The organism is Chamaesiphon sp. OTE_8_metabat_110, assembly GCF_031382685.1.
Classification (GTDB): domain Bacteria; phylum Cyanobacteriota; class Cyanobacteriia; order Cyanobacteriales; family Chamaesiphonaceae; genus Chamaesiphon.
Map to the genome: position 1 here is coordinate 1 of NZ_JANMZA010000524.1, position 8,947 is coordinate 8,947.

The following is an 8,947-nucleotide window of genomic DNA, read 5'->3' on the forward strand; positions in this document are numbered from 1 at the left end:
AATGGTTGGTTATTCACGAATAAAGGTGGCGGTTGGGAATTTCCCGCATTTTTTGCCGTTGCTTGTCTCGTGCAGTTTCTATTAGGTGATGGAGCTTATGCGATCGGTTCGAGTTGGAATCGCAAACGCGCTAATGCTCATGAATAGCTTACCCGCATTATTTATTTCTCATGGCGCACCAGATTTGCCGATTCGGGATGGAGCGGTGACGCATTTTTTAAAATCCCTACACCAACAATTTCCCAAACCGAAAGCCATCTTAGTTATTTCCGCTCACTGGAATTCTGCCGAACCGACTGTCAGTAAAGCAATCCAGCCTCAAACTATTTATGATTTTGGCGGCTTTCCAGATGCAGTTTACCAACTCAATTATCCGGCTCCTGGCGCGCCCGCACTTGCCGCTAGAGTCATCAGCCTACTAGCTCAAGCTGGAATCCCCTGTCAAACACATCCTACTCGCGGATTCGACCACGGAGCATGGACACCACTAATTTTGGCATATCCAGATGCCGATATTCCCGTCACCCAGCTCTCGATTCAATACCATGCTGGATCTTTGCACCACTTCCAGATCGGGCAAGCACTCGCGCCTCTGAGAGCAGAAGGTGTGCTGATTTTAGCTAGCGGGAGTGCTACCCATAATCTGTGGGAATTCGATAGTCGCTATGATGCACCGCCACCTGACTGGGTGCGAGTTTTTGATGAATGGTTGGCAGAAAGAATTGCCGAAGGTAATTGGGAAGCTGTATTGAACTATCGCAAAATCGCTCCCTATGCCGAGAAAAATCATCCAACTGATGAACATTTACTACCTTTATTTGTAGCGTTAGGTGCAGGAGGTAATGAGGTAAAAGGGGTGAGATTGCATCATAGCTATAATTACGGCGCGTTTAGCATGGCTGCTTATGCCTTTACAGGATCGGTGTAATCGAGATTAATTATTTAGGAGTAAAATATGTCACTGGGTAAATTAATTGATGGAAAATGGACGACTGAATGGACGGAACACAATGAGCAGGGTCAGTTTCAGCGAATGCCAACAGTGTTTCACAATAAGATTACTCGCGATGGTGCAAGTGGGTTTAAAGCTGAGGCTGGACGCTATCATCTGTATATTTCACTGGGCTGTCCGTGGGCGCATCGCACGGCACTATTATGGAAGCTGAAAGGGTTGGAAAATGTCATCGGATTATCGTTGGCGGAGCCTACCGGAGGTAATCGTCGATCCGGTAATTAGCGACTACGGTTGGAAGTTTTCAGATAAACCTGGGTGTATTCCCGACACCGTAAATAGTGCCGATTACCTCTGGCAAATTTATGTCAAAGCCGATCCCAATTACACGGGGCGTGTCACAGTACCAGTATTGTGGGACAAGCAATCTGGCAAGATTGTTAATAATGAATCGCGGCAAATTATTCAGATGTTAGACAGAGAATTTGGTGAATACGCGAACGACACTAATTTTTATCCCGTAGATTTGCAGACAGAGATCGATCGCGTGATGGATGAAATTTATCAACCGATTAATAATGGCGTATATCGCAGTGGCTTTGCAGTATCTCAAGCAGCATACAATGAAGCCGTGACGGAATTATTTACAGCATTAGAGCATTGGGAAGGGATCTTGGGACAACAGTCCTATCTCTGCGGCGATCGGATTACCATTGCAGACTGGAGTCTATTTACGACATTATTTCGATTCGACCTAGCCTATTATGGTTTGTTTAAATGCAACCTCAAACGATTAATCGATTTTCCCAATTTGTGGAACTACTGCCGCAAATTATATCAATATCCTGGTGTGCGATCGGTTTGTAGTGTCGAGCATGTTAAGCAATTATATTATGCTGGTTTGCCAGAACTAAATCCGAGTAGAATCGTCCCAATCGGCCCAAATCTGAATTTAGATTTGCCGATCGATAATGCAGATATAGCAGTCGCCACATCGGTTAAGACACTATAGATCTCAGTCCGCGTAGGCGGACTTTGCAGCACTAGTGGCGATTTTAATCGCTGTGCTATTTATTAGCAGGTTTGAGTGCGAGCAGCATCTCAACTTGACTGGTATTTTTGTCGGGTTGTGTGGAACTCATACCCAGTCCTTGGATGGAAGTCACGATCGCATTGACATCTGGCGGCATCGACTTACTACCATACATCCCCATTTTGCTATTAACCAGCCCGAATACCTTCTCGACATCGATATAGGCGTAGCTCTGTTTGGAGCCAGAGATCGAGCCGAGAGCGGTAGTATAACCGGGGCTGCGATCGATCGATTCACCCGAGCGGGTAGTAATCTTATCAGCTAAGCCGTCGCCCATGGCGAGGAGTAGAGATTTATCATTGAGCCAGCCATAGCTCAAGATCGTGCCGCCACCAGCAGGCGCGCCGATGTCCACCATTTGGGTATTCCCTACCTGACGGGATTCGACACTCAACCCGTAGCCTCTCGCCATATTGCTCAGTTTAGCCATCGTATTGTCAGTAATGGCGCGATCGGTACTGTCGATCGCCAAGGCACCGCCAAAGCCCAAGGGGGCGGCAATCCCCGTACTTACAGGCATCATCCCGAGGGTATATTCGCCACCCATCCAACCAAAGATATCTTTATCGAGATCTAGTTGCGTAGACTGTGTAAAACTTTGGCGCATTTGGGCAAGACTTTGTTGAGCGGTTGGCTCTGTCGCCACGATTTTATTTGCCTCTGTCCAAATTTGGTTCAAGCCAGTACCGCCAAATAACGCGAAGGTATCGGCGGGAAAATTGCCGAGCGCTTTAGTTGAGGTGGCGGGTAAACTTAATATCGTGCCATCGGTTTTGGCAATTGTTTTCATTCTAATCCCCGCATCATCGATCGCGATGCCACCGCCGACAGACTGAATTTTGTTCAATTGAGCGAGAGTCGCTGCATCGAGTGGGATTGGCTGCTTGCTAGACGCGAGCATTTGTTGCAGCGCTTGGCTGTAGTTGGGGATATAAAAGGCAGCAATCGGCTGTTTGAGTTGGAGGCTATCGCCTCTAAACCAGTCATTTCCGGCTTTGTTAGCCAGGGAAGGTTGCCCGTTGGCAGTATCGATCGCTTGTTCTACCGAGCGTTTTTCAGGTGCGAGTACCAATCGATCGTTAACGAGTGCGCTAAAGGTTTCCCGGCTACCCGTACCGCTATTGGTAATTTTAATCCCTTTGTAGTCGAATTCTTTAGTCGGTTCTTTACTTTGAGCTTTGAGTTTGTTGGCAAAGTCAAGTGCTTTGAGTTTATCCTTAACCCCGATCGCGATTAAGAAGCGCGGGGTGCCAGATTTCGCTTCAGCATTCGGTAAAATTGCCATCATGGTGTTACCCAGCCACGGCTGGACTTCTCGATCGAAATCCATCTGAGTTTGGGCGAGTAACTGCTGTTTTACCTCTTGGATTTGCGCGGTGACAATTTTTTGAGCTTCGGGATTCCCAAATTTTTTTAGCTTCGCCCAGGTTTCGGGTTCGTTAGAGACATACGCTACCATCAAAGCATTTTCTGGAATCACCGTCGCCAGATCTCCCGCGTTACTTTCACCGCTATAAACATATTTATACCCGGCATATCCCGCTCCAGCAGCCGCTACCAATGCTACCGCCGTAATAATACTTTTCTTCGCCATATATTTTAATTTAGTTGGGGGTGACGCGCAGCCACTGTGACTGAGAAAACGCGAGTTGATACTTATCCGATTCAATCGAGCGATATCCAATTCCCGAAAATCGCGATCGATTTAGGAGATACCACCGATCTTCGATCGCGAATTGGCGATCGTCAATAGCTACAGTCGTGAATCGGCGATCGTGCTTACTCACATCGCTGGTGCAAGATGTGAGCTTAACTATTCACCTTACATCTCGATCGGCGACGCCCGCCTTTGTTTCCCGCACTCTTCGTCATCCACTATCCACTATCCACTAGAACACTGATTAACGAGCGATCGACGACAAACCTACATTGACCCTCAGCCAGTAAATCTGTTTCAATAAAGTATAGATAAAATTCAGAGCTGAGGCGGATAAAATGACAGCCATTTCCACGATCGCGGGTAAGTCTGAATCAAATCCTTGCAGCAGTGCCGATTTCCAATGGACGCAGCAATGGTATCCCGTCGCTGTCATTGAATTTCTCGATCCCCACAAACCCCACTCGTTGCAACTATTGGGCAAAAATGTCGTGTTGTGGCGGGATGGAGCGCAACAGTGGCAATGCTTTGAGGATGCCTGTCCCCATCGGCTTGCGCCCTTATCCGAAGGACGTGTAGAAGCCGATGGTACGCTATTGTGCGCCTACCACGGTTGGCGATTTGATGGGGCTGGCAACTGTACCAAAATACCCCAATCCCAAACACCCGAGTTAGAAGCCCAACATCGCGCCAATCCTAAATCCTGCGCGATCGCGTATCCTACTCAGGAAGCACAGGGATTATTATGGGTGTGGGCGGAAGCTGGCACGCAGGGAGCGATCGAGAGCAAAACGCGATCGCCCCGCACCATTCCCGAGCTAGACGATAAATCTGGGCGAGTCGTAAAGCTATTTTGGAATATTCGGGACATGCCTTACGGCTGGGACTATTTCATGGAAAATGTCGCCGATCCCGCTCATGTGCCCGTTTCACATCACGGACTCGTCGGCGATCGCGATCGTGATGCCAAGTATTATGATATGCCCCGATTGCGCGAAATTTCGACTCAGGAGGGCTTTTCCTTCGGCGTGACTCAGGGAGAAGGTGCGCCGATTATGGCAGCCATCCACGACTTCCAGCCGCCTTGTCTGATGAAGATTACGACTACCTTCACCGACGAAGGGCAGCTAATTTTAGTGCTATACGCCATCCCCACTCGCCCCGGTTGGTGTCGGCATATCGGTACCCAGATCTTAGTTAAAAATACTCAGGGTAAATTACCGCCCGGTTTGGGTTTTTTCGCCCTCCCGATGCCAACTTGGTTCGGACACATTCTCGCATCGCTATTTCTTCATCAAGACATGGTATTTCTTCACTACCAGGAACGGACGATGGCAACTAAAGATCGCTGGCTGGATGCCGTATATACGCCCAATCCCCAGGATAAAATGACGATTACCTTCCGCCAGTGGCTCGAAAAACGGGCTGGTGGAGGCGTCCCTTGGACTGGCGATTCCCAACTTCCACCCGCCGAACTCAATAAGCAAGTGCTATTCGACGTGTGGCACACCCACACCGCCGATTGTCAGTATTGCCAAACTGCCCTCAAGCGGTTGCAATGGGCGAGAGTTGGCAGTTATGGACTCGCGATCGCGATCTTGGTAATAGCGATATTATTAGAATCACGTTCGCTTGCCCTGATGCAGCAAACCAGTGTAGTCTCGATCGCTTTTGGCGGACGGGTAGCCATCTCGCTGGGCTTGACAGCTCTAGGCTATGGCATCGGCAAACTCATTGGTTTGTTCTACGTCTATGAGTTCGAGCACGCCCAAAATGATTGAACAGCTCAGGGTGAAAGCTGCTCGATCGAAGTCCAGACACATTACTATAAAATAACTACCCGCTCGATCGCGATCTCAACTAGAGCTAACCGCACATGTCAGCAGCACCACCAACCCGACTCAATTCTGTCTTCAAACAACTGATGTCTATTCATTGGTGGATGGCAGGACTCTACCTAATTTTGTTTGCCAGTGGGATCTCACTCGAACGACTACCATCGGAAATTAGCTTTCGCGAACTATTTTATGCCGCTCACAAATCATTTGGCGTACTAGTGCTGCTACTACTCGGCTGGCGCGGCTATCTCTTGTTGAGAGTATGGGGCAAAAAATACACCAAGCATTTACCAAAATTTACTAGCAATTGGTATTTCAAGACTGGTTTACATACAGTGTTGTATCTCCTGATGTTGGCAGTACCCCTGAGTGGTTATTGGCTATCAAATGCTTACCAAGCCAATAACATTAGCCTATTTGGTATTCCCATGCCGGACTTATTTCCAGTCAGTTCCGCAGGCGCATCTCAAGCAGGTGCCGCTCATAGCCGGACATCCAAAGTTTTTGCCATCTTCATTGTCATCCACTTTATCGCACAGCATAAAGTAGTCAAAGCCAACTGGCGCAGGTTTGGTAACTGGATCGTTAAGATGAGAGGTAAGGGGTAATGGGTAATGGGTAAGAGGTAAAAGGTAAAAGGTAAAAGGTAAAAGGTAAAAGGTAAAAGGTAAAAGGTAAGAGAATAAGCCACTAAGTTTCCCCAATCTCCCAGTCTCCCAGTCTCCCCGTCTCCCCATCCCCCCTATGGTCAGTGAGCGACAGCCGAACTGCCATCTCCCATCTCCCATCTCCCATCTCCCAGCAAGATAATGTCTAATCTGACTAGTATCGAATCGAATGTTGCTACTTCCCGCACGTCCACATATCAATGGAGCTGGCAAGGGCAGCCTGTAAGCGTTGCTTATGAAACTGAAGGTGTCGGTAAACCAATTTTACTTTTACCGGCTTTTAGTACCGTTTCTAGTCGGACTGAGATGTCGGGTTTGGTGCAGCTATTGAAGTCGCAGTATCAAGTGACGACTGTAGACTTTCCAGGCTTTGGCGATAGCGATCGATCTCGTCTAGATTATGCACCGCCGCTGTATCGGCAGTTTTTGGCAGATTTTGTGCGCGATATTTATCGATCGCCGATCGCGATTATCGCCGCCGGACATGCAGCGGGATATGCCCTAAATCTCGCCGCTACGGTGCCAAATAGCGTGTCCGAGTTGATTTTAGTTGCCCCGACTTGGCGCGGGCCATTGCCGACGATGGCGCGGGGACAAAAGCCGTGGCTTAAGGGCATTCGGGAACTAATTCGCACGCCAGTAATCGGTCAATTATTATATCAACTAACTACTACGCCGAGTTTTCTCGCCTTCATGTATCGGCGACATGTGTATGCTGATGCCCATAAACTAACGCCCGATTTACTCACCCAAAAACGCCAAATAACTCAACAATCAGGAGCCAGATATGGTGCTGGCGCTTTTGTCACTGGGGGACTAGATCCCTATCTCGATCGAGCATCTGCCATCGCTCATCTTCAGTCTCTGAGTATACCCGTGTTCATCGCGATCGGTCAAAGCAGCCCACCCAAATCAACAGCCGAAATGCTCGCCCTCGCCGAAGTTCCGCACGTCATCAGTCATACCTTACCCGGAACGCTGGGAATGCACGAAGAGTATCCAGCAGAATTGTATGAGGTGATTTTGCCGTTTCTGCGATAGGGGATAGGGGATAGGGAATAGGGAATAGGTAAAACCCACATTCCGCTAGTACTGAGTGGCGCAAGTGAGGACATCATTTCTTGCTACCAGTCCCCCAGTTCCCCAGTCTTCTCAAAATAGTAACTAGATTTATGCTGTAGAGTACTAGCTCGACCTAAATAGTTTTAAAGCTAGTCTGAACGATGAAATCATTGAAATCATTGTCACTGCCCACTGCTCATTGCGATCGACCTGGAAAATGCGGCTCAAATCCAGTCCATTTGCAGTGAGATCGGGAAGGGCTGTAAATAAGGTAGTACTGTTAGTCAAAGCCGCTTTAGCGAATCCTGCGGCACCAGGTGCTATGCCATTAACAGTATTGTCGGCAGCGAGTTTAAAAACGCCGATCTCGTTGAGTCGATCGCTGTTTTTAGCCACAAGAGAAACCTTGACTTTCCCACTACCATTAGCTGTCCAAATGTCTTCAGTGGCTTTCTGAAGATCGAATTTTGGCTTAACTACAATACCATCATCGTCGCGAATGGTCAGCACTAACTCTCGATCGGATACAGTAGCCGTTCCCGCCAAGCTAGTAAGATTTAAGCCAAAAGTTTCATCGCCTTCAATGTTGAGATCGGGAGCGATCGATATTTCCAGACTTTTAGAACGTTCACCAGCAGCAAACGTAATTTGACCTGGTGTAAAACCATTCACAAAATCATCCGCCTGAGCTGGCTTGGCACCAGTCGATCCGAGCTGATAGCCGATCGTATCTGTATTCAGCAGGCTGCCAAAGCGGTCTAAAGTTAAGATTAGTTTTGAGGGCCGATCTGGGTCGCCCTCAATAACAGAGGGGTCATCGGCAGTAATCGAAATGCCAATAGCACTATCATCATCTTCGATGTTTATCCCGGCGCTAGCTTTAGTTGAGTTGTCAGCGAAGGTAGCTCCGCTCGACACCGCCAGATCTAGGAAAACCCGTTCGTCTCCTTCTGCTAGAGTATCGCCGAGAATTTCAACATCGATCGTGCCAGACGTTTGACCCGCCGCAATCGTAAGCTGGCCCGAACTAGTTGTATAGTCCGATCCCGCAGTGGCTTTGCTGGATCGAGTTGTATAATCGATCGCCACATCCTTAGTACTAGCACTAGAAAGATTTACTGTAAAAGTCGCTGTTTTCCTACCACTGTTACCTTCTACCAGCGAGATGATTCGCTCTTTGAGCGTAATAATGGGGATGATTGCTAGAGTATCGACAGCCAATCGAACATCATCTAATTCAATAAACTCTGTATTCAGCAGCGTAGTATTGGTACCAATATTCACGATATTACCATTTTTGGTAATTGCACCCGCTGTAGCCTGTGTTTTGTTAATTTTGACAGTATCTATCCCTTCACCACCGTCAATCAAATTAGTTCCGCCATTGAGAATAAATCGATCGTTACCACCATTACCCCGCAATATATTGTTGCCAGTAGAAACCGTAATGGTATTGGCTAAGTCATTAGCATTGACTTCTCGATCGGTAATTTTAGCAGCGGCTGATTCGAGGAAATCTGCTTGATTAACACTAAAAGGCGTTGCTGGATCGGGGTATGATTTACCGACCGCCGCTTAGGCGGCGCGCAAGCTTCGAGGGATATTTTCATCGATCGATTATCGCGATCGATTGAATATGGAATTGGCAGTTCATTAAATTTCAGATAATGAAGGAGT

8 protein-coding genes and 1 pseudogene are annotated in these 8,947 nt (G+C 47.9%); 6 read left to right on the forward strand and 3 right to left on the reverse strand.

What is annotated here, in order from left to right; all coding sequences use genetic code 11:
- The first annotated feature begins 139 nt into the window (after nucleotides 1-139).
- The gene (locus tag RMO52_RS18970) at nucleotides 140-928 is read left to right on the forward strand and encodes a class III extradiol ring-cleavage dioxygenase (RefSeq protein ID WP_310417372.1); all 789 of its coding nucleotides are present in this window, start codon (nucleotides 140-142) and stop codon (nucleotides 926-928) included.
- A 27-nt stretch (nucleotides 929-955) separates the two neighbouring features.
- A pseudogene (locus RMO52_RS18980) lies at nucleotides 956-1,964 on the forward strand (glutathione S-transferase family protein).
- Between the two features lie 55 nt (nucleotides 1,965-2,019).
- Here the strand turns inward: RMO52_RS18980 and RMO52_RS18985 are convergent.
- Nucleotides 2,020-3,639, reverse strand: a complete 1,620-nt coding sequence (locus RMO52_RS18985; protein WP_310417381.1) for a DUF3352 domain-containing protein — start codon at nucleotides 3,637-3,639, stop codon at nucleotides 2,020-2,022.
- Between the two features lie 36 nt (nucleotides 3,640-3,675).
- Between RMO52_RS18985 and RMO52_RS18990 the strand changes: the two genes are divergently transcribed.
- The 4 genes from RMO52_RS18990 to RMO52_RS19005 all read left to right on the forward strand — a co-directional run bounded on the left by RMO52_RS18990 (nucleotide 3,676) and on the right by RMO52_RS19005 (nucleotide 7,249).
- A complete protein-coding gene (locus RMO52_RS18990; RefSeq protein ID WP_309738313.1) occupies nucleotides 3,676-3,798 on the forward strand; it encodes a hypothetical protein in 123 nt (40 codons plus the stop codon).
- Nucleotides 3,799-4,040: 242 nt separating this feature from the next.
- Nucleotides 4,041-5,483 (forward strand): Rieske 2Fe-2S domain-containing protein, encoded by a 1,443-nt coding sequence (locus RMO52_RS18995; RefSeq protein WP_310417384.1) that lies wholly within the window; start codon nucleotides 4,041-4,043, stop codon nucleotides 5,481-5,483.
- A 95-nt stretch (nucleotides 5,484-5,578) separates the two neighbouring features.
- Nucleotides 5,579-6,148, forward strand: coding sequence for a cytochrome b/b6 domain-containing protein (locus RMO52_RS19000; RefSeq protein ID WP_309738315.1), 570 nt, complete (start codon nucleotides 5,579-5,581; stop codon nucleotides 6,146-6,148).
- A gap of 201 nt (nucleotides 6,149-6,349) precedes the next feature.
- A complete protein-coding gene (locus RMO52_RS19005) occupies nucleotides 6,350-7,249 on the forward strand; it encodes an alpha/beta fold hydrolase (RefSeq protein ID WP_310417387.1) in 900 nt (299 codons plus the stop codon).
- Nucleotides 7,250-7,393: 144 nt separating this feature from the next.
- On the opposite strand, the gene RMO52_RS19010 is transcribed toward RMO52_RS19005, so the two are convergent.
- Nucleotides 7,394-8,761, reverse strand: a complete 1,368-nt coding sequence (locus RMO52_RS19010) for a Calx-beta domain-containing protein (RefSeq protein WP_396135051.1) — start codon at nucleotides 8,759-8,761, stop codon at nucleotides 7,394-7,396.
- The coding region (locus RMO52_RS19015) for a hypothetical protein (RefSeq protein WP_310417393.1) at nucleotides 8,728-8,947 on the reverse strand (220 nt) is incomplete at its 5' end. The genes RMO52_RS19015 and RMO52_RS19010, both read right to left, overlap by 34 nt.